At 72.7% G+C, this 19,684-nt stretch carries 20 protein-coding genes; 17 read left to right on the top strand and 3 right to left on the bottom strand.

All coding sequences use genetic code 11. The annotated features are described in order from the left end of the window. The first annotated feature begins 65 nt into the window (after positions 1-65). Together SMD20_RS14215 and SMD20_RS14210 are read left to right on the top strand one after the other, a co-directional pair. Positions 66-1,904, top strand: a complete 1,839-nt coding sequence (locus SMD20_RS14215; RefSeq protein WP_329592543.1) for an ABC transporter ATP-binding protein — start codon at positions 66-68, stop codon at positions 1,902-1,904. After that, positions 1,901-3,682, top strand: coding sequence for an ABC transporter ATP-binding protein (locus SMD20_RS14210; RefSeq protein ID WP_329580321.1), 1,782 nt, complete (start codon positions 1,901-1,903; stop codon positions 3,680-3,682). Before SMD20_RS14215 ends, SMD20_RS14210 begins: the two co-directional genes overlap by 4 nt. Here the strand turns inward: SMD20_RS14210 and SMD20_RS14205 are convergent, their stop codons facing one another. Continuing rightward, on the bottom strand, positions 3,683-4,051 hold the full coding sequence (locus SMD20_RS14205; protein ID WP_329580318.1) for an ATP-binding protein: 369 nt from the start codon (positions 4,049-4,051) through the stop codon (positions 3,683-3,685). Between the two features lie 170 nt (positions 4,052-4,221). Here SMD20_RS14205 and SMD20_RS14200 point away from each other — a divergent pair, with 170 nt between their 5' ends. From SMD20_RS14200 to trpA, 9 genes are all read left to right on the top strand, one after another. Further along, positions 4,222-4,584: an STAS domain-containing protein gene (locus SMD20_RS14200; protein ID WP_329580315.1), complete on the top strand. Its 363-nt coding sequence runs from the start codon at positions 4,222-4,224 to the stop codon at positions 4,582-4,584. A 39-nt stretch (positions 4,585-4,623) separates the two neighbouring features. Then, entirely contained in the window at positions 4,624-4,968 is a 345-nt protein-coding gene (gene hisI / locus SMD20_RS14195) for a phosphoribosyl-AMP cyclohydrolase (protein ID WP_329580313.1), read from the top strand. A 4-nt stretch (positions 4,969-4,972) separates the two neighbouring features. Next, on the top strand, positions 4,973-5,560 hold the full coding sequence (locus SMD20_RS14190; protein WP_329580310.1) for a Trp biosynthesis-associated membrane protein: 588 nt from the start codon (positions 4,973-4,975) through the stop codon (positions 5,558-5,560). A 105-nt stretch (positions 5,561-5,665) separates the two neighbouring features. Then, on the top strand, positions 5,666-6,310 hold the full coding sequence (locus tag SMD20_RS14185; protein WP_329580307.1) for a DUF4190 domain-containing protein: 645 nt from the start codon (positions 5,666-5,668) through the stop codon (positions 6,308-6,310). A gap of 137 nt (positions 6,311-6,447) precedes the next feature. Then, positions 6,448-6,996: a CD225/dispanin family protein gene (locus SMD20_RS14180; protein ID WP_329580304.1), complete on the top strand. Its 549-nt coding sequence runs from the start codon at positions 6,448-6,450 to the stop codon at positions 6,994-6,996. A 44-nt stretch (positions 6,997-7,040) separates the two neighbouring features. Next, complete coding sequence (locus tag SMD20_RS14175) at positions 7,041-7,472, top strand: DUF2752 domain-containing protein (RefSeq protein ID WP_329580301.1); 432 nt, start codon at positions 7,041-7,043, stop codon at positions 7,470-7,472. 130 nt (positions 7,473-7,602) lie between these two features. Continuing rightward, the gene (gene trpC, locus SMD20_RS14170) at positions 7,603-8,442 is read left to right on the top strand and encodes an indole-3-glycerol phosphate synthase TrpC (RefSeq protein WP_329580298.1); all 840 of its coding nucleotides are present in this window, start codon (positions 7,603-7,605) and stop codon (positions 8,440-8,442) included. 20 nt (positions 8,443-8,462) lie between these two features. Continuing rightward, on the top strand, positions 8,463-9,686 hold the full coding sequence (gene trpB / locus SMD20_RS14165; RefSeq protein WP_442942596.1) for a tryptophan synthase subunit beta: 1,224 nt from the start codon (positions 8,463-8,465) through the stop codon (positions 9,684-9,686). 71 nt (positions 9,687-9,757) lie between these two features. Further along, the gene (gene trpA / locus SMD20_RS14160) at positions 9,758-10,552 is read left to right on the top strand and encodes a tryptophan synthase subunit alpha (protein WP_329580295.1); all 795 of its coding nucleotides are present in this window, start codon (positions 9,758-9,760) and stop codon (positions 10,550-10,552) included. A 61-nt stretch (positions 10,553-10,613) separates the two neighbouring features. On the opposite strand, the gene SMD20_RS14155 is transcribed toward trpA, so the two are convergent. Next, complete coding sequence (locus SMD20_RS14155) at positions 10,614-11,270, bottom strand: VC0807 family protein (RefSeq protein ID WP_329580292.1); 657 nt, start codon at positions 11,268-11,270, stop codon at positions 10,614-10,616. Positions 11,271-11,466: 196 nt separating this feature from the next. On the opposite strand from SMD20_RS14155, the gene SMD20_RS14150 reads away from it, so the two are divergent. From SMD20_RS14150 to SMD20_RS14125, 6 genes are all read left to right on the top strand, one after another. Next, a complete protein-coding gene (locus tag SMD20_RS14150) occupies positions 11,467-11,943 on the top strand; it encodes a MauE/DoxX family redox-associated membrane protein (RefSeq protein WP_329580290.1) in 477 nt (158 codons plus the stop codon). A 23-nt stretch (positions 11,944-11,966) separates the two neighbouring features. Further along, entirely contained in the window at positions 11,967-12,704 is a 738-nt protein-coding gene (locus SMD20_RS14145) for a DsbA family protein (protein ID WP_329580287.1), read from the top strand. A gap of 26 nt (positions 12,705-12,730) precedes the next feature. Beyond that, on the top strand, positions 12,731-14,065 hold the full coding sequence (gene lgt / locus SMD20_RS14140; protein ID WP_329580284.1) for a prolipoprotein diacylglyceryl transferase: 1,335 nt from the start codon (positions 12,731-12,733) through the stop codon (positions 14,063-14,065). Then, entirely contained in the window at positions 14,062-14,766 is a 705-nt protein-coding gene (locus SMD20_RS14135) for a VIT1/CCC1 transporter family protein (RefSeq protein ID WP_329580282.1), read from the top strand. The genes lgt and SMD20_RS14135 overlap by 4 nt, the downstream gene beginning before the upstream one ends. 1,226 nt (positions 14,767-15,992) lie before the next feature. Next, positions 15,993-17,060: a hypothetical protein gene (locus SMD20_RS14130; protein ID WP_329580279.1), complete on the top strand. Its 1,068-nt coding sequence runs from the start codon at positions 15,993-15,995 to the stop codon at positions 17,058-17,060. A gap of 49 nt (positions 17,061-17,109) precedes the next feature. Further along, positions 17,110-17,697 (top strand): hypothetical protein, encoded by a 588-nt coding sequence (locus tag SMD20_RS14125; protein ID WP_329580277.1) that lies wholly within the window; start codon positions 17,110-17,112, stop codon positions 17,695-17,697. Positions 17,698-17,719: 22 nt separating this feature from the next. Here SMD20_RS14125 and SMD20_RS14120 read toward each other — a convergent pair whose 3' ends face one another. Next, positions 17,720-19,390: a bis-aminopropyl spermidine synthase family protein gene (locus SMD20_RS14120; RefSeq protein ID WP_329580274.1), complete on the bottom strand. Its 1,671-nt coding sequence runs from the start codon at positions 19,388-19,390 to the stop codon at positions 17,720-17,722. Positions 19,391-19,684: the final 294 nt, after the last annotated feature.

The following is a 19,684-nucleotide window of genomic DNA, read 5'->3' as shown; positions in this document are numbered from 1 at the left end:
TTGCGTGTAAATACCGTTGAATAGAGGGAGGCCAACCGGTGGCGAGCAAGGTCACCTCGGCCGTCATGCGTCAGGGACTGCGCGTCCTTGGGGTGGCCGTCCGTACCGAGAAGGCCGTCTTCGCCCTCGCCGTGCTGGCCAGCGCGGTCTACGGGGGCATGACCGTCGCCTCCGCGTGGGCGCTCGGCTGGGCCACCGAGAACGTGGTGCTGCCCGCCTTCGCCGAGGGCCGCGTCGGCGCGGGCGCGCTGTGGGCCGGCGTGGGCTTCATCCTGGGCACCGCGCTGCTCAAGGCGCTGGGCGTGGCCGGGCGGCGCATCCTGGCCGGCGTCATGCAGTACCGCATGCAGGCCAGGTCCCGCAGGGACGTCACCAAGCAGTACCTCCGGCTGCCGCTGTCCTGGCACCACCGGCACCCCACCGGCCAGCTCCTGTCGAACGCCAGCGCCGACGCCGAGGCCGCCTGGGCCCCGCTCGCGCCGCTGCCCATGGCCGTCGGCGTCATCGTCATGCTGGTCACCGCGGCCGTGGCGATGGTGTTCACCGATCTCGTGCTGGCCCTGGTGGGCTTCCTGATCTTCCCGGCCATCGCCGTGCTCAACCTCGTCTACCAGCGCCGGCTCAGCCCGCTGGCCACCCGCGCCCAGCAGCTGCGCGCCGAGGTCAGCGAGATCGCGCACGAGAGCTTCGACGGCGCGCTCGTCGTCAAGACCCTCGGCAGGGAGGACCTGGAGACCGAGCGCTTCCAGCGCCGCGCCCACGAGCTGCGCGACGCCAACATCGCCGTCGGGCGGGTGCGCGGCCTGTTCGACCCGATGCTGGAGGCGCTGCCCACGCTGGGCGTGCTCGCGGTCCTGGCCGTCGGCGCGCTGCGGCTGTCCGGCGGCGCCATCGGCTCCGGCGACCTGGTGCAGGTCGCCTACCTGTTCACGCTGCTGGCCTTCCCGATCAGGGCGCTCGGCTGGGTGCTGGCCGAGCTGCCGCGCAGCGTCGTCGGCTGGCAGCGGGTGCAGGCCGTGCTGGACGCCACCGGCTCCATGGACTACGGCACGCGCGAGGCCGCCGCGCCGGAGACCGGGCCTGCCGCCCTGGAGGTGCGCGGCGTCTCCTACGGCTACGGCGAGGCCGAGGTGCTGCACGACGTCGCCTTCGAGGTGCCCGCCGGGCGTACCGTCGCGATCGTCGGGCCGACCGGCGCGGGCAAGTCCACGCTGGTGCAACTGCTCGTCAGGCTCGTCGACCCCGACCGGGGCGCGGTCCTGCTCGACGGCGCCGACCTGCGCGAGCTGGCCTACGGCGCGGTCGCCTCCTCGGCGGCCCTGGTGCCCCAGCAGACGTTCCTGTTCGACGACACCGTACGCGGCAACGTCGCGCTCAACCTGGACACCCCCGACGAGGACGTGTGGGCCGCGCTCCGGCTGGCCCAGGCCGACGGCTTCGTGGCCAGGCTGCCCGAAGGGCTGGACACGCGGGTCGGCGAGCGGGGCGCGTCCCTGTCCGGCGGCCAGCGCCAGCGCGTCGCGCTGGCCCGCGCGATCGTGCGCCGCCCCCGCCTGCTCGTGCTCGACGACGCCACCAGCAGCGTCGACCCCCAGGTCGAGGCCAAGATCCTGTACGGCCTGCGGGACGCCGCCGAGGCCTCCACCGTCGTGGTGGTCGCCTACCGCATGGCCACGATCGCGCTCGCCGACGAGGTCGTCTACCTCGACCACGGCCGGGTCGTGGACCGCGGCCCGCACGAGGAGCTCATCGAGCGCTGCGCGGGCTACCGCAACCTGGTCACGGCCTACGAGCGCGAGGAGGCCGAGCGCGCCGCGATCGAGGTCGCGGGCGTCACCGGGGAGGAGCTTGAGGAAGAGATCGAGAAAGAGATCGCCGGCGAGGAAGAAGAGGTCAGCGCATGACGGTCCAGGGCATCCACGGCAACGCCGAACGCTCCGCGCTGGCCACCGTCCGGCAGGGGCTGTCGCTCACGCCCGAGTTCCGCAAGGGGCTCGGGGTCACGCTGGCGCTCGCCGTCGTCGCCACGGTCGGCAAGATCATCGTGCCGATCGCCGTCCAGCAGACGATCGACCAGGGGCTCAAGTCCGGCCGGCCGGACGTCGCGTACATCACCTGGGCCGTGGTGGTGTGCGCCGCCGCCGTGGTGCTGACGGCGCTGGCCGCGTACGTCATGAACGTCCGTCTCTACAAGGCCACCGAGTCGTCGCTGGCCACCCTGCGCGTCCGCGGCTTCCGGCACGTGCACGACCTGTCGGTGCTCACCCAGAACTCCGAGCGCCGCGGCGCGCTGGTCTCGCGCGTCACCAACGACATCGACCAGATCAGCTCGTTCATGCAGTGGGGCGGGCTGATGATCATCGTGTCGCTGGGGCAGCTCTTCGTGGCCACGGTGCTCATGCTCGTCTACTCCTGGCAGCTCACGCTGCTGGTGTGGGTCTGCTTCATCCCGCTGATGATCGCCCTGCCGCGCTTCCAGCGGCTGCTGTCGCGGGCGTACACGGTGGTGCGTGAGCGCACCGGCGACATGCTGGCGGCGGTCAGCGAGTCCGTCGTCGGAGCCGCCGTCATCCGCGCCTACGCCGCCGAGCGCCGCACCGCCGAGCGCGTCGACACGGCCGTCAACGCCAACCGGGCCGCCCAGACCAGGGCGCAGACCATCGTCGGCTTCGTCTTCCCGCTGACCGAGATCGTGGCCGCCGTCGCGATCGCCGGGATCGTCCTGCTCGGCGTGCGGCTCGGCCTGTCCGGCGACATCTCGCAGGGCCGGCTCGTGGCCTTCCTGTTCCTCGTCACGCTCTTCGTCTCGCCGCTCCAGACCGCCACCGAGGTGCTCAACGAGGCCCAGAACGCGGTCGCCGGCTGGCGGCGCATCCTCGGCGTCCTCGACACCCCGCCCGACGTGGCCGACCCCGGCCCCAAGGGCGTCGAGCTGCCCCGCGGCCCCATCTCCGTCGCCTTCGAGGACGTGGACTTCGCCTACCCCGGCGGCGCGCCCGTGCTGCGGGAGGTCTCGGTGCGGATCCCGCCCCGCTCGCGGGTCGCGATCGTGGGGGAGACCGGCTCGGGCAAGACCACGTTCGCCAAGCTGCTGACCCGGCTCATGGACCCGGTCGCGGGCCGCGTCACCGTGGACGGCCAGGACCTGCGCGACGTACGTTTCTCCTCGCTGCGCGAGCGCATCGTCATGGTCCCGCAGGACGGCTTCCTGTTCGACGGCACGCTGGAGCAGAACATCCGGTACGGCAAGCCGTCGGCCACCCGCGAGGAGATCGCGCTGGCGCTGACCGAGCTGGGCCTCGCCGACTGGCTGGAGGGCCTGCCCGCGGGCCTCGACACGCCCGTCGGCCAGCGCGGCGAGTCGCTGTCGGCCGGCGAGCGCCAGCTCGTCGCCCTGGCCCGCGCCTACCTCGCCGACCCCGACCTGCTGCTGCTGGACGAGGCCACCTCGGCCGTGGACCCGGCCACCGAGGTGCGCCTGGCCCGCGCCCTGGAGGGCGTCACCCGCGGGCGCACCGCCGTCTCGATCGCCCACCGCCTGTCGACCGCGGAGAACGCCGACGAGGTGCTGGTCTTCGACGCCGGGCGGCTGGTGCAGCGCGGCCCGCACGCCGAACTCGTGGAGCAGCCCGGGGTGTACGCCGACCTGCACGCCTCCTGGGTCTCGGCCGCCCGCTCCTGATCAGCCGGGCCCCGCGGCGAACGTCACGGTCGTGCCGCGGGGCCCGGACACGATCATGACCTGGTCGCACAGCGTCCGCATCAGCCACAGCCCCCGCCCGCCGCTCTCCAGGCCGGTGGGCGGGGGCCGGGCGGCCGTCCAGCCCGGCGGCATCCCCGGGCCCTCGTCGGAGACCTCGCACCACAGCCGCCCCGCGTGCGACCAGAGCCGCAGCGTGCCGCGCCCGCCGCCGTGCACGACGGCGTTCGTGGTGATCTCGTTGACCGCCAGCACGAAGTCCTCCAGCCGCGGCCCGGCCAGCCCCTCGCGGGCGGCGTGCTCGGCGACCGTCCTGCGCAGGGACGTGATGTGCCCGCGCGCGAAGACCACGCGAAGCGCCTGCCTACACATCACCCACCCGGAACGTCCCTCCCTAGCACGAGCCGGCCACGAAAATACCCGGCGGCTCGCCATCACGTAGCGCATTCTCTGCAAAACCCACGGTGACGCCGCCCTGGGCGGTGTACCTTTTCGGCGGGGGACCGCCCAGGGGAGGGGTCATGAACGACGTGAGCGCCGGCGTGCTGGAGATGACGCGGCGCCGCTACGGCGAGCTCGTGGTGGTGAGCCTGGCCGGAGAGGTCGACGTGGACAACGCCACGCGGGTGCGCGCCTGCCTGGGCGAGGCGGCGGCCGAGGCCGCGAAGGTCCCCGGTCCGCGCCTGGTGGTCGATCTGAGCGGGCTGACGTTCATCGACACGACGGGGCTCGGCGTCCTCGTACGCCAGCTCGCCGCGCTGCGCGAGCGCGACGGCTCGATGGCGCTCGTCGCGCCCGACGGCCAGGTGCTGCGGCGGCTGCGCCGGACCAACCTCGCGCCGCTGTTCCCCATCTACGACACGCTCTCCCAGGCCCTCGCCTGAGCGACGGCGATGGCGGGGGCGGGCTCCCGGGCTGGTTGAATGGAACACATGTCCCTGGATCCGGAGATCGCCGCCCGGCTGAAGCGCAACCCCGAGGGCCTCGTCCCCGCCATCGCGCAGCAGTACGACACCGGCGAAGTGCTGATGCTGGCCTGGATGAACGACGAGGCGCTGCACCGCACGCTGACCACCGGCCGGGCCACCTACTGGTCGCGCAGCCGCCAGGAGTTCTGGGTGAAGGGTGATACCTCCGGCCACGTCCAGCACGTCAAGTCGGTGGCGCTCGACTGCGACGGCGACACCCTGCTCGTCCGGGTCGACCAGGTGGGCGCGGCCTGTCACACCGGCGAGCGCACCTGCTTCGACGCCGACGTGCTCGGCTAGGCCGATGTCGACGGAGCACGACGTCCGGCCGCGGGAGGCCACGCGCAGGCGGGAGCTGTGGGCCTGGCTGGCGGTCACCGTTCTCGGCTGCCTGCTGGTGCTGCTGGCCGCCGGCCGCACCTGGGTGAGCGTCGCCCAGACCGGGGCGGAGACGCCGACCGGCGGCGACCTCAGCCCGGTGCTGACGCCCGTCGCGCTCGCCGGGCTGGCCGGCGTGGTGGCCGTGCTGGCCACCAAGGGCGCCGGCCGCCGCGTCGTCGGCGCCCTGCTCGCCCTGTGCGGCGCCGGAGCGGGCGCCGGGACGTGGACGGCGCTCGACGGCTCCGGCGTGACCGACTGGCTCGCCGCCCACAACACTCTGCACGGCGCGACCGGCCTCACCTGGCACTTCGTGGTGCTGTGGCCGGTGGTGGCCGGCGCCGGCGCGCTGCTGCTGGCCGCGGGAGGCGTGCTGGCGATCGTACGCGGCGGCAGGTGGGCCGGCATGTCGGCCCGCTACGAGCGGAGCGGCCCGGGCCCGGCCCCCGCCGACGGCGACAAGGCCCTGTGGGACGCCCTCGACCAGGGGGACGACCCGACCGATCCCCGCTGACGCCGGGGATGACGAAATCAGCACTGTTCTGAACCTCTGTCCGCCCGTCCGCCGTTTCCTCAATAAGCTGCCGGTGCAACGGGCCACGACACGAGGAGTCAGGGGATGAGCTACGGGGACCAGGGCGGCGGCTACGGCGCCCAGCCGCCCGGCGGGGGTTACGGCCAGCCGGGTCAGGGCCAGCCGGGTTACGGCCAGCCGGGCTACGGCGGTTACGGCCAGCAGCCGCAGAGCGGAGGCGGCTACGGTCAGCAGCCGCAGAGCGGGGGCGGTTATGGCCAGCAGCCGCAGAGCGGGGGCGGTTATGGCCAGCAGCCGCAGAGCGGCGGTGGCTACGGCCAGCAGCCGCAGGGCGGCTACGGCGAGCAGCCCCAGAGCGGCGCGGGATACGGCCAGCAGCAGTACGCCTACGGTCAGATGCCTCCGAGCGGCGCCTACGGCTACAACCCGTACGGCGCGCCCCCGCCCCCGCCGCGCCCCACCAACGGCATGGCCGTCGCCTCGCTCGTCCTCGGCATCGTGGGCATGATCAGCTGCGGGCTGACCAGCATCGTCGGGGTGATCCTGGGCCACATCGCGCTCGCCCGCATCAAGCGCTCCGGCGAGGAGGGCCAGGGCATGGCGGTGGCCGGCCTGGTGACGTCGTACATCATGGTCGTGATCAACGTCCTGCTGCTGATCTGGTTCGGCGGCATGATCCTTTCGATCATCGGGCTGGGCGCCGCCGCGTCGACCTCCTACGGCTACTAGCCAATGGTCAGTAGCCGCACGATGACCATGCGCTTGCGGTCGGATCACGAATTGTCCGCAAAGCGGATATAAGTCCACGTAGGACGGGGTTTCTCGCTAGGCTGCCGCGCACTCGCACCACTTGAGAGGTAAAACCCATGACGTACGGAAACCAGGGCGACGGCGGCTACGGCTCGCAGCCGCCCGGCGGGGGTTACGGCCAGCAGCCCCCGAGCGGTGGCGGCGGCTACGGCCAGCAGCCCCCCAGTGGCGGCGGCTACGGCGGCTACGGTCAGCAGCCCCCGAGCGGCGGCGGCTACGGCGAGCAGCCGCCCAGCGGCGGCGGCTACGGCGGTTACGGCCAGCAGCCCCCGAGCGGCGGCGGCTACGGCGGCTACGGTCAGCAGCCCCCCGGCGGCGGTGGCTACGGCGGCCAGCAGCCGCCGGACAACCACCTCGTCCCCGCCATCCTCACCACGCTGTTCTGCTGCCTGCCCCTCGGCATCGTGTCCATCGTGAAGTCGTCGCAGGTCAACCAGAAGTGGCAGGTCGGCGACTACCAGGGCGCGGTGCAGGCGAGCGAGGAGGCCAAGACCTGGTGGAAGCGCTCGATCATCTTCGGCGCCATCGGCTGGGGAATCATCGTCCTGTTCTACGTCGTGGTGTTCGTCCTGCTCGCGGCGAGCAGCAGCGTGACGTCGTACTGACGGCCGGACGCGACGACGGATACCGGAAGACGGATACTGGAAGCATGAATCTCGCGACGACCGGGCGGCGCGGCACGGACCGGATCAAGGGTCTGCTCGCGCCGCTCGGGGTCGCGGCCGGGACGGGGGCGGTGTTCGCGCTCGTCGGCGCGGTCGACCCCAACGAGCCCGGCCACTACCCGACCTGCCCCTTCCTGTCGCTGACCGGCCTCTACTGCCCGGGCTGCGGCACGCTGAGGTCCATCCACGCGCTGGCGCACCTCGATCCGGTCGCGGCGCTCGGGCTCAACCCGCTCATGGTGGCGATGATCCCGTTCCTGCTGTTCTGGTGGGGCAGGTGGGTGGTTCGGGCCCTGCAGGGCCGCCCGCGCAGAACGACGCTCGCTCACCCGGCGTGGCTATGGGCCTTCCTGGCGGTTGTCGTGGTCTACTGGGTCGTCCGGAACCTGCCTTTCGGTGCGTTCCTCGCCCCATAGGGCACGTGGAGACGCGAGCCCTGTGGTGAGGTACCCCGCAGGGGCCGATACCATCGCAGGACAGGCGGAGAGCGGACGCGAAGCGAACTCTCAGCCACCCCCACAGTCGATCCGGAGGGACCCCAAGCGCGTGAGTGAGCGGACGGAAGGGCCGAGCGTCCTCGACGACATCCTCGACGGGGTGCGCGCCGACCTCGCGGCACGACAGCAGGCCGTGTCCATGGAGGAGCTCAAGCGGCGGGCCGAGCGGGCCCAGCCGTCCAGGGACGCGATGGCCGCCCTCGGAGGCGACAAGGTCTCGGTGATCGCCGAGGTCAAGCGCTCCAGCCCGTCCAAGGGCGCGCTGGCCGCCATCGCCGACCCCGCCGCCCTGGCGGCCGACTACGAAGCGGGTGGCGCCCACGTCATCAGCGTGCTGACCGAGCAGCGCAAGTTCGGCGGCAGCCTCGACGACCTGGCCGCGGTGCGCGCCCGGGTCGACATCCCGATCCTGCGCAAGGACTTCATCCTCACCTCCTACCAGCTCTGGGAGGCGCGGGCGCACGGCGCCGACCTGGCGCTGCTCATGGTCGTCTGCCTGGAGCAGGAGGCGCTGGTGTCGCTCATCGAGCGGGCCGAGTCGATCGGGCTGACCCCGCTGGTCGAGGTGCACACCGAGGAGGAGCTCGACCGGGCGGTCGCCGCCGGGGCCCGCGTCATCGGGATCAACGCGCGCAACCTCAAGACACTTGAGGTCGATCGCGAGGTCTTCACGAAGCTGGCGCCGAAGATCCCGGATAATGTCCTCAAGATCGCCGAGTCGGGCGTGCGCGGACCGCACGACCTGCTCGCCTACGCCCGTAACGGCGCCGACGCCGTCCTGGTGGGGGAGAGCCTGGTCACGGGCAAGGACCCGCGCAAGGCCGTGGAGGCGCTGGTCACCGCCGGCGCGCACCCGTCGACGCGCCCCGACCACTCAGCAGAGGGATAGCAGTGGCAAACGAAGGCACCATCCTGACCGCCGCGGATCTGGCGGGCAACGGCGCGCAGGGCAACGACCCCGACGTGCACGGCAAGTTCGGCATCTTCGGCGGCAGGTTCGTGCCCGAGGCGCTGATCCCGGCGCTCGACGAGGTCGCCTCGGTCTACGAGAAGGCCAAGAACGACCAGGAGTTCATCCGGGAGTTCGACCACCTGCTGCGCACCTACGCCGGGCGGCCCACCACGCTGACCGACGTGCCGCGCTTCAGCGAGCAGGCCGGCGGCGCCAGGATCGTGCTCAAGCGCGAGGACCTCACCCACACCGGCGCCCACAAGATCAACAACGTGCTGGGCCAGGCGCTGCTCACCAAGCGGCTGGGCAAGAAGCGGGTCATCGCCGAGACCGGCGCGGGGCAGCACGGCGTGGCCACCGCCACCGCCGCGGCCCTGCTCGGCCTGGAGTGCGTCATCTACATGGGCGCCGTCGACTGCGAGCGCCAGGCGCTCAACGTGGCCAGGATGAAGCTGCTCGGCGCCCAGGTGGTGCCGGTCACCAACGGCTCCCAGACGCTCAAGGACGCCATCAACGAGGCCTTCCGCGACTGGGTCACCAACGTCGACAGCACCCACTACCTGTTCGGCACCATCGCGGGGCCGCACCCGTTCCCCGAGATGGTCCGCGACTTCGCGCGCATCATCGGCGTCGAGGCCCGCCGCCAGATCCAGGAGCTCACCGGCCGGCTGCCCGACGCCGTGTGCGCGGCCGTCGGCGGCGGCAGCAACGCCATCGGCATCTTCCACGCCTTCCTCGGCGACCAGGACGTCGCCCTGCACGGCTACGAAGCCGCCGGGCACGGCCTCGACAGCGGCGAGCACGCGCTCACGCTCACCGCCGGAACGGTCGGCGTGCTGCACGGCTCGCGCACCTACGTGCTGCAGGACGACGAGGGCCAGACGATCGAGTCCCACTCGATCTCGGCCGGCCTCGACTACCCGGGCGTCGGCCCGGAGCACGCCTGGCTCAAGGACATCGGCCGGGCCACCTACCACGGGGTGACCGACGACCAGGCGATGCAGGCGTTCTCCCTGCTGGCCAGGACCGAGGGCATCATCCCCGCCATCGAGTCCTCCCACGCCCTCGCCGGCGCGCTGGAGCTGGGCCGCGAGCTCGGCCCCGAGGCGACCATCCTGGTCAACCTCTCCGGCCGCGGAGACAAGGACATGGGCACGGCGATGAAATACTTCAACCTCTGACGAGTCGCCACCCCGGCAGCGGGCCTGCCGCGGGGCATCATGGTGGGACTCGACCTTCGAAACGGACAGACATGACGACTCTACAGACGGTGTTCGCCAAGGCGAAGGCGGACAACAGGGCCGCGCTCGTCGGCTACCTGCCCGCGGGCTTCCCGTCCAAGGACGGCGCCATCGCCGCCGCCGCGGCCCTGGTGGAGGCCGGCTGCGACGTCATCGAGATCGGCCTGCCCTATTCCGACCCGCTCATGGACGGGCCGACCATCCAGGACGCGGTGCACCGGTCGCTGACCAACGGCACCCGCATCGCCGACGTCCTGCGCACCGTCGAGGGCGTGGCCGCGACCGGCGCGGCCACGCTCGTCATGACCTACTGGAACCCGATCGACCGCTACGGCGCCGACCGCTTCGCCCGTGACCTCGCCGCCGCGGGCGGGGTGGGCACGATCACGCCCGACCTGACGCCCGAGGAGTCCGAGCCGTGGCGGGCCGCCTCTGCCGCCGCCGGCATCGACACCGTGTTCCTGGTCGCGCCCAGCTCGACCGAGGAGCGCATCAAGGCGGTCGTCGACTGCTGCACCGGCTTCGTCTACGCCGCCTCGCTCATGGGCGTCACCGGCGCCCGCGAGACCGTCAACGTCGCCGCCGAGGGCCTGGTCAAGCGGACCCGGGAGCACACCACGCTGCCGGTGTGCGTCGGGCTCGGCGTCGGCACCGGCGCGCAGGCGGCCGAGGTCGCCTCCTACGCCGACGGGGTGATCGTGGGCTCGGCGTTCATCCGGCGGCTGCTCGACGCGCCCGACGAGGCCGCGGGGCGCGAGTCCTGCGCCGCCCTGGCCCGCGACATGGCGAGCGGCGTGCGCCGCTGACGATGTGCGCGAGCAGCGCGGTCCCCTCGTACGGGGGCCGCGCTGTCGTGTTGTCCCGGCCTCACCCGTTCGCGGCGGCCGGCTCCCGCAGGGGCGCGTACAGCGGCGAATACCGGTTGTAGAGCCCTGAGGGCACCAGATAGACGTTGATGGCGACCTGCATGAGCAGGAGCCACACGACGTACTGCGCGGTGCCGAGCGCGGGCACCACGTCCATGGGCAGGGTGTAGGCCATCACCACCCGCACCGCGGCGTCCGCCAGCAGGCCCACCCCGTACATCACGGTCACCACCCGCCAGATCCGGCGGAAGGCGGGCAGCCGCTCCCACAGCACGTCCCAGGACTCGCGTGCCGGTCCGACCCGCCTCTCCAGCAGGAACCGGGTGAACGTGAACGCGAGCGGCCGGTCCCAGCGCGTGCTCGACAGGAACCACAGCGCCGCCACGCCCATGAACCAGCCGTCCTTGGCCAGCAGGAAGCGCGGGTCGTGGACGAGCGCCGAGACCGCGGCGCCGGCCAGGATCATCGCGGTCATGAAGAGCGCCAGCCGGTCGGGCCTGCGCCCCCGCGCCAGGCTGACGGCGACGCTCAGAGCAGGGACGAGCGAGCTGAGCACCAGTGCCACGTGCTCGTCGAGGCCGGCGTACCGCAGGCCGTAGTAGACCCCCATGGGCAACGCGATGTCGACCACCAGGGCGGCCAGCGCTTTTACTCGCATGAGTAATTCTTACTCCGTCTTGGTAAAACGGCAAACGTCGCAGGTCGGAGCAGGGGACACGCCGCTTAGCTGATGCTTATCCCGGGCGTGGTCCGATGGAGTCCCGGTACTGTGCGCAGTCCCGGCACGGAGAAGAAGGAGATGGCCTGTGGACGCGTCACTATCGTCACGTTCGGCCAGATTGCCGATACCCTGGGTGACGACCGTCGCCCGGCTGGTGCTGGGCGGAGTGCTGATCGCGGCGGGTGCGCTCAAGATCGGCAACCCGTCCGACTCGGTCCTGGCGGTCAAGGCTTACCAGTTGCTGCCCGAGTCGGTCGCCGTCGGGGCGGGCTACGCCCTGCCGATCGTGGAGATCGTCGTCGGCGTGCTGCTGGTCGTCGGTCTGCTGACCAGGGTGGCCGCCGTGATCGCGGCGCTGCTCATGCTCGCGTTCGTGTTCGGCATCGGCTGGGCGTGGGCGAACGGCCTGCGGATCGACTGCGGCTGCTTCGGCGGTGGCGGTCAGCTCGGGGCGGGCCAGGAGCCGGCCTACCTGATCGACATCCTGCGTGATTTCGGGCTGGCGCTGCTCGGCGCCTGGACGGTCCGCTTCCCGCCGGGCCGCTTCGCGCTCGACGGCGCCCTCGGGCTCGGGGGCGACAGTGCTGACGACGACTTGGAGGACCTGTGATGGGCAAGGGCGAGAGGACGACCATGACACGCGGCGCACGCGAGAAGATCAAGGAGCAGCAGGCCGCCGCGCGCGCCCAGGAGCGGCGCAGGCGGGTGATCACCTACACCGCGGCCGGCGTGATCGCCGTGGCCGCGCTCGGGGCCGGCATCTGGTACGGCGCCAGCAAGTCCGCGCCCGAGGAGGCCGTCGCCGGCCTCGCGCCGATCACCGTGCAGCCCGACGGCTCCGTGGTCATGGCGAAGAGCGGCGTCGAGAAGCCCGTGCTCGACGTCTACGAGGACTTCCAGTGCCCGGCCTGCAGGGAGGCCGAGCGGGTCAGCGGCCAGACGATCAAGAACCTCGCCGCCGAGGGCAAGGTCAAGGTCGTCTACCACCCCATCACGATCTTCTCCCAGGAGCCCACCCGCTCCAACTCCCTGCGCGCGGGCAACGCCGCAAGGTGCGTCGCCGACGGCAAGCAGTGGCTGTCCTTCCACAACGTTCTCTTCAAGAACCAGCCGTCCGAGACCGCGGAGGGCTTCACCAACAGCCAGCTCGTGGAGTGGGGCAAGGAGGCCGGGGTGACCGCGCCCGACTTCGAGCAGTGCGTCAACTCGGGCAAGCACGCGCAGGCGCAGCTGTCGTACAGCGAGAAGATCATGAACGAGCAGAAGCTCACCCACACGCCGACGCTGAAACTTAACGGCACAGAAGTGGACAACGCGGTCGTCTTCAGCCCTTCGGAACTGCGTGACGCGGTCACGAAGGCCGCCAAGTAGCCTCACGTCCGCTACCCTCACCTGACATGCCCCTTGCCTCGATTCCCAGCCCTTCCCAAGGGGTCTGGTATCTCGGAATCATCCCGATCCGGGCCTATGCGCTGTGCATCGTGCTCGGCGTCATCGTCGCCGTCTGGCTGAGCGAGCGGCGCTGGCGCGCCCGCGGTGGCCAGAAGGGGACCATCATCGACATCGCGGTCCCCGCGGTCATCTTCGGGCTGATCGGCGGCCGGCTCTACCACGTCATCACCGACTGGCAGACCTACTTCGGCAGCCGCGCGATCAAGCCCGCCTACAAGGCGCTGTTCATCTGGGAGGGCGGCCTCGGCATCTGGGGGGCGATCGCGCTCGGCGGCGTCGGCGTCTGGCTGGCGGCGCGCCGGCGCGGCCTGTCCATGACCGCCCTGGCCGACACGATCGCCCCCGGCATCGCGTTCGCCCAGGGCATCGGCCGCTGGGGCAACTGGTTCAACCAGGAGCTGTACGGCTCGCCGACGACGCTGCCGTGGGGCCTGGAGATCGACGTCGACCACGGCGGCGAGCCCGGCGTCCTCTACCACCCGACCTTCCTGTACGAGTCGATCTGGGACATCCTGCTCGGCTTCGCCCTCCTCTTCGTGGGCCGTCGCCTCAACCTGCGTTACGGGCGGCTGTTCGCCCTCTACGTGGCCGGCTACACCTTCGCCCGCTTCTGGATCGAGGGTCTGCGCATCGACCCGGTCGGCGGGGTCGACCACGCGGTGACGTTCCTCGGGCTGCGCATCAACCAGTGGACGTCGATCGTGCTGTTCATCGGGGCGCTCGTGTACTTCTGGGTGACGCGCAACAAGGAGGGGGTGGAGGTCGTCGTCCCGCCGGACGCCGACGGCGAGGCCGACCCGGCGCACGGCGCCGGGCAGAGCGACCCCGGCTCCACCGACGACACTCTCGCCTCCGGCGCGTCCGCCTCCGGCGCGTCCACTTCTGACACGTCCACTTCTGAGGTGCCCGCTTCCGAGGTGCCAGCTTCCGGCGCGTCCGCTTCCGGGGTGCCTGCCTCCGACACCCTCGCCTCCGACGTGCCCGATGCGGACGGCGGGGCGGGGTCGTCCGCGGAGGACCGGTCCGCGAGGGACGGCGACGGTGTTGCACCGGACGCCGACCCGGCCCACTCCGCCGCCGGCCTCGCCGACGCGCCGGAGGCCGCCGGCGACGACCGGGACACCGGTCCCGAGACCGGTTCCCGGACCGGCTCCGGCACCGAGGACGCGGCCGTCACCGCCGTCACCGCCGATGCCGTCACCGTCGACTCGCGCGAGGGCGCCGAGGAGGCGGAGAAGGAGCCCGGCCGCCGCGCCGGGAAGGAAACGAACACGCGATGACCGAGGGCGCGGAGATCCACCACCGGCATCGCGACGTCACGGGCGGCTGGCTGCGGCCCTCGGTGTTCGGCACGATGGACGGGCTGGTGTCCAACTTCGCGCTCATCGCGGGCGTCGCGGGCGGCACCGCCGACACCCGCGTCATCGCCCTCAGCGGCGTCGCCGGCCTGGCAGCCGGGGCGCTGTCGATGGCCGGCGGCGAGTACGTCTCGGTGGCCAGCCAGCGGGAGCTGGCCCAGGCCGAGATCGCCGTCGAACGCCGCGAGCTGCGCCACCACCCGGAGGACGAGCAGGCCGAGCTCGCCCAGACCTTCGTCGACAAGGGCGTGGATCCCGCGCTCGCCTCCGAGGTGGCCAGGCAGATCTCCCGCAACCCCGAGCGCGCCCTGGAGGTGCACGCGGTCAACGAGCTTGGGGTCGCGCCGGGGAAACTGCCGTCTCCGCTGGTCGCCGCGATCTCGTCGTTCCTGTCCTTCGGGGTCGGGGCGTTGTTGCCGCTGTTGCCGTACGTGCTGGGAGCCGAGGACTTGGTGATCTCGGCGGTGCTCTCGTGTGCGGCGCTGTTCGTGGCGGGCGCTATCGTGTCGGCCGTGACGGCGCGAAGCTGGTGGTACTCAGGACTGAGGCAGCTCGTGGTGGGCGCGGTGGCGGCCGCGGTCACCTTCGGGGTGGGCAACCTGGTCGGGGCGGCGGGGCTGTGATGGCCCGCAGAAGAGCGGGCTCCCGTGGGAAGAACGACCGGCCCGGCCACGACCAGGACACCGCCTACACCGGCCCCTCATGGCCGGATTCAGGCCCGGCGACCGGCGGTTACCCTGGCCCGGGTCCGTACGCGGAAGGCCCGGCGAGCGGCGCCCAACCCGCCACCCCCGGATACGGCCCGCCCCCGGGCGGATACGGCGGTCCGCCCGCCTCGGCCTCGTACGACGACGGTCGGCGAGAAGATCCAGGCGGCCGGAGCGGCCGCTCCCGGCACGGCCGTCCGTCCGAGGGCCGCCGCGCCGCCGGCGGCACCGGCGCCGCGTCCCACTCGTCCACTGGACCGGACGCCGGCGGCCACCGACCATCGCCAGGCGGCACGGACAACTGGCCGTCCTCCCCACCGACTGGCGAGAACGCCTGGACGACCACCACCTCCCCGGAGAGCAGAAGCGCCTGGACACCGGCCTCCGCGGATGGCGGGAGCGCCTGGACCTCGGCTTCTGGGACGGGTGGGGGCAGCCGCGCGCCGGGCCCCGCTGACGGCGGGAGCCCCTGGGCGTCCACCCCGGTGGAGGGTGTGAGCAACTGGACGCCGGCTCCCGCGGACGGTGCCGGCCCCGGCGGTGGCGGGCACCGGGGACTGGCAGGCGCCTCCGACGGCGGCTGGGCGGTGGTCACGGGCCCAGGTGCGGCGGAGGCCGATGCCTCCGGCAGCGCGCGCGGCGGCCACGCCGCAGGAGGCCGAGGCACGGACCCCGGAGCGGGCACTGCGGCGGCGGACGCCGGCCGTGGCAAGCGCCGTAAGGGTCTGTTCGGCAAGGACAAGCCCGAAGAGGACGCCTTCGGCGGAGGAGGCGACGGGGACGGACGCGACTTCTTCGCGAAGGACCGAGTCGCGTCGGAGGGCTACAGCTCGGACGTCATGGCAGCCGAGGGCTTCGCCCTGGACGACGGCCCGCCGCGCGGCTCCGGCCCCGCCCAGGGACCGTCACGCCGTTCCAGACGTGCCCAGGGGGCCCGCGATACGGATGCGGGCCAGGGCCCGGCGCGTGGTCGCGACGCAGGTCAGGGCGCGGCGCATGGTCCGGATGCGGGGCAGGGCCCGGCGCGTGGCTTCGACGCCGCCCAGGGTCCGGCGCGTGGTCGCGACACGGGTCAGGGTGTGGCGCGTGGTTTCGACGCCGCCCAGGGGCCGGTGCGTGGTCGCGACACGGGCCAGGGTCCGGTGCGTGGTTCGGATGCGGGGCAGGGGGCCGCGCGCGGTTTCGGTACGGGCCAGGGCCCCGCGGGTGGTTTCAATGCGGGCCAGGAGCGAGACGCGGCAGCCGGCGGCTTCGCGCGGGGCGCGGGGCGCGGCGGCTTCGCCGCGGATGCCGGAGCCGAGGGGCGCGGAGGCTTCGGCGCGGACGCGGACGCGGACGCGGAAACCGGTGGCCGCGCGGCCGACGCGATGGCCGGGCAGGACGACGAGGGCCGGGAGGCGGCGGGCGGCGGGTCGCGGAAGCGGCGGCGTACCCCGCCGTCCGACTGGCAGTTCCCCGTGCTCACCGCCATGGGCCTGCGCCCCGGCCAGCAGAAGACGATCGTCATCGTCGCATCGGTCATCGGCGCGGTGGCCGCCCTGGCGGGGGTGGCGATCTTCGCCACCTCGCTCGGCGCGTACCGGCCCGACCGTGAGCCCAGCGCGGCCCTGCTGGGGCCCAACACCACGTTGCCGCAGGTGTTCCGGGGCTGGAAGTCGCCCAAGCTGTTCGACCCGCTGGCCGACCGGGCCAAGGACGCCAAGGCGCTGACGGAGAAGGAGGTGTTCGGGCAGAGCGAGCTCGCGGTCGACAAGAAACTGCGGCTGAAGCTCGTGGCCAAGCGGCTCGACTCCGACTGCTCGGCGGCGGTGCAGGGCGAGGGCCTCACCGAACGGGTCTCCGACGCCGGCTGCACCCAGGCCGCCCGCGGCCTCTACGTCAGCTCCGACGGGCGCTACGTCGGCCAGTACACCCTGCTCAACCTCAAGGACGGCCAGGCCGCCACCGAGCTGGTGGACGCGCTGGAGACCCTCTACCGGGGCGGCTGGGCGCGCCCGCTGCCCTCGTCCAAGGGCTCCTTCCCCGCTGGTGGTTACTCCGAGGCCGGTGGCTATGCTCTCGGTCATTACGTCGGCCTGGTGTGGCTGGGCCGGGTCGACGGCGCCGAGCCCGGCGTCAAGGACGACTACGTCTCGCTCACGCTGGGCCTGCGCGGGGCGGAGAAGGCCGTCTACCGCCGGGTGGTCGCGATCACGGGGCCGAAGTCGTGACGCGCGTGCGGCACGCCGCCGTCGTCGTGAACGGGGGAGCGGGAGGCTGATGTCAGGTCGTGTGGTGATCTCCGTCGTGGCCGTCAACGTGCTGGTCATCGCCGCCGTCGCGTGGTGGTGGCTGCGTGGCGACGACCCTCGGCCGGCCGCGTTCCACGGCGAGTCCACGTCCGCCTTCTACGCCGCCATCGACACCCGCGGCAAGGACGCCGCCCCGCTCACCGCGCAGGAGGTCTTCACCGCCGGCACCGAGACGGTCGGCGCTATGCGGCGCGAGACCACGGCGGAGTTCACCGACTGCGACGAGGTCCTGTGGGGCGCCTCCGCCGCCGGGTGCACGCAGGCGCTGCGGGCCACCTACAGAGGCGGCACGATGGCCGGGCAGTTCGTCATCTTCAACATGAGCGACAGCGGGGCGGCCGACGCGCTGGTGGCGGCGCTGGGCAAGGACGGGTTCGTACGGCAGGGCGTGCCGTTCGACCCGGCGACCAGCCGGGCGCAGGCCCGTGCGATGGGCCACTACGTGACGGTGAGCTGGGCGGGCGGAGGCGCGTACGAGCAGGAGCTGGTGGCGGCGCTGGTCGCGCTGGACGGGCTCGGGCGGGTGGTGCAGGGCAGGATCGTCGCCGCCACCTGAGCCGCCGGAGCGCGTCAGGGCGTCAGGGCGTCGTCGTGGTGAGTGCCGTGACCGTGGTGGCGATCGCGGCGGGCAGGGACTCCAGGCGGTGGAGCGGGGCGTCCAGCGGGGTGAGGTCGTCCGACCAGGGGGCGGCCTCGCGGATCAGGGCGCGGGCCTCGTTCTTGGTGAGGGCCGAGCCCTGGGCGCGGGCGAGCGCGATGAGCGCCTCGCGCCAGGTGTTGGCCAGCTTGGCGTGGCCGTTGTCCAGGATGCGGCGCAGCATCGCGGGGACGTCGCCGTCCGGCTGCGGCAGGCGTGCGGCGTCGAGGCCGCCGGAGCCGGGCTCGACCTCGTAGACGGTGGCCAGCACGGCGGGGAGTGGCGGCAGGCCGGCGCCGGTGACGCGGACGCGCGGGGCGCGGGTGGCCAGCAGCAGCCGGGGGAGGGCGGCCTCCAGGCCGGGCGGTACGGCGATCGCGACCCGCTCGGCCGCCGCCGCGTACGGCTTGGCGAGCCACGTGGACAGCTTGACGCGGGGCTGCGGCAGGCCCTTGGGCCAGTCGCCGACGAGGAGGTCGGGCTCGAAATCCGTGGCGACGGCGGCCGGAACCCCCTCGCCGGGCGCGGACTCGACGGACTGCGGGCCCTGGGTGTAGATGGCGGTGGTCAGGCGGCTCAGCCGGGAGGCCACGGCCGGGCGGGTCTTGGTGGTGGGGCGCAGGAGGTAGAGATCGGCGGCCGAGCCGATGGCCTCCGCACCGAAATAGCGGTTGAAGTCGGGATAGATCGCCTCGTAGGCGAGGTTGAGCTCCGCCAGCGCCTGCTGCACCTTGTACGCCAGCATCGGCGTGCGCTCGCTCGCTCCGTACGCCAGCAGCACCCGGCCGTCGTCCTTCAGCCCCTCCACGGCGCGGGCCGCGAACAGGCCGATGCCCTCCGGTGTGTACGGCGGATCGGTGAACGCCAGGTCGTGCCCGTGCGCGGAGGCGGGCAGGCCGAGCCGCAGGTCCGCCCAGCGGGTGCGGACACCGAGGTCCTGGGCGTCGATGTAGGCCAGGATGCGCTCGTCCACGTCCACGACCGTGACGTCGGTCTCGGGATGGACCAGCTTGACCGCCAGCGAGGTGAGGTCGTGGTCGCCGACGCACAGCAGGCGGGCGCCCGGCAGCCAGAACCGGGCCCCGAGCAGGAGCGCGCGCCGCAGCGCCGTCTCCGGCGTGGCCGAGACGTGGTCCAGCGTGTGGCGGGCGCGCGGGGCGTCCGCGACGAGGCGGGTCAGCCGGTCGAGGACGTCGGCGTAGTGGGGGACGAGGTGACCCACAGGGTCCTCGGGAGGTGGCGCGACGGCGAGAAGGCCCTGGTAGGCGGGGGTGTGGGTGAGCGGGACGCGGAAGGCGTCGGCGCCCGGCCGCCGTTCGAGGGGGAGCTCGCGGAGCAGGGTCTCGACCGTGCGGCGCGACGTGGCGGTGGCCCTGACCAGGTCGGCGAGGGTCCACCACTGGCCGTCGCAGAGCAGCGCCAGAGCGTGCCGGAGGCGCCGGCTGTCGGCGCTCGCCGCGTCGAGCAACCGCTCGACCCCGCGTCGCTCGTCCACGCCGCCGTCGGCCGCGACCCCGCCGCCGGCCGCGACCCCGCCGCCGTGCGCGACCCCGCCTCCGGGCGCTGCCGCTCCGTCCCGTGCCCCGCCGTTGCGCACCCCGTTCTCCCGCATGGACCAACCCTATCGGGGGCCCGCCCCCGTCCGGTCTGGTGCAGGAACGGGACCAAAGTCACAGGAGGGGCCACTGGGGCGAGCCCCGGCGAGGGGGCTCAAGTGGGCAGATATCGCTTCTTGTTCCGCAAAAACCAACCATGATCGGGAATTTTGCGCCGCATGTCCGAACTTTGGGATGATGAGTTCGGATGTCAGGAATGCCCGAATGTTCGCAATGCGGACGCGGCGGGCACCATTCCGACATGGTGCGGTAATCTCTACGCACGATATGCAGCAGGGCCAACGTCGTCC

Origin of the sequence: Nonomuraea sp. LP-02, assembly GCF_036289125.1 — a bacterium.
Lineage (GTDB): Bacteria > Actinomycetota > Actinomycetes > Streptosporangiales > Streptosporangiaceae > Nonomuraea > Nonomuraea bangladeshensis.
The sequence above is the reverse complement of the archived record's forward strand: the minus strand, read 5'-3'. Positions and strand labels throughout refer to the sequence as shown.

Bases quoted from the DNA above. Each gene is read 5' to 3' on its own strand.
- SMD20_RS14215 (WP_329592543.1), top strand. From the start codon at position 66: ATGCGTCAGGGACTGCGCGTCCTTGGGGTGGCCGTCCGTACCGAGAAG.
- SMD20_RS14210 (WP_329580321.1), top strand. From the start codon at position 1,901: ATGACGGTCCAGGGCATCCACGGCAACGCCGAACGCTCCGCGCTGGCC.
- SMD20_RS14200 (WP_329580315.1), top strand. From the start codon at position 4,222: ATGAACGACGTGAGCGCCGGCGTGCTGGAGATGACGCGGCGCCGCTAC.
- hisI (WP_329580313.1), top strand. From the start codon at position 4,624: ATGGAACACATGTCCCTGGATCCGGAGATCGCCGCCCGGCTGAAGCGC.
- SMD20_RS14190 (WP_329580310.1), top strand. From the start codon at position 4,973: ATGTCGACGGAGCACGACGTCCGGCCGCGGGAGGCCACGCGCAGGCGG.
- SMD20_RS14185 (WP_329580307.1), top strand. From the start codon at position 5,666: ATGAGCTACGGGGACCAGGGCGGCGGCTACGGCGCCCAGCCGCCCGGC.
- SMD20_RS14180 (WP_329580304.1), top strand. From the start codon at position 6,448: ATGACGTACGGAAACCAGGGCGACGGCGGCTACGGCTCGCAGCCGCCC.
- SMD20_RS14175 (WP_329580301.1), top strand. From the start codon at position 7,041: ATGAATCTCGCGACGACCGGGCGGCGCGGCACGGACCGGATCAAGGGT.
- trpA (WP_329580295.1), top strand. From the start codon at position 9,758: ATGACGACTCTACAGACGGTGTTCGCCAAGGCGAAGGCGGACAACAGG.
- SMD20_RS14155 (WP_329580292.1), bottom strand. From the start codon at position 11,270: ATGCGAGTAAAAGCGCTGGCCGCCCTGGTGGTCGACATCGCGTTGCCC.
- SMD20_RS14145 (WP_329580287.1), top strand. From the start codon at position 11,967: ATGACACGCGGCGCACGCGAGAAGATCAAGGAGCAGCAGGCCGCCGCG.
- lgt (WP_329580284.1), top strand. From the start codon at position 12,731: ATGCCCCTTGCCTCGATTCCCAGCCCTTCCCAAGGGGTCTGGTATCTC.
- SMD20_RS14135 (WP_329580282.1), top strand. From the start codon at position 14,062: ATGACCGAGGGCGCGGAGATCCACCACCGGCATCGCGACGTCACGGGC.
- SMD20_RS14125 (WP_329580277.1), top strand. From the start codon at position 17,110: ATGTCAGGTCGTGTGGTGATCTCCGTCGTGGCCGTCAACGTGCTGGTC.
- SMD20_RS14120 (WP_329580274.1), bottom strand. From the start codon at position 19,390: ATGCGGGAGAACGGGGTGCGCAACGGCGGGGCACGGGACGGAGCGGCA.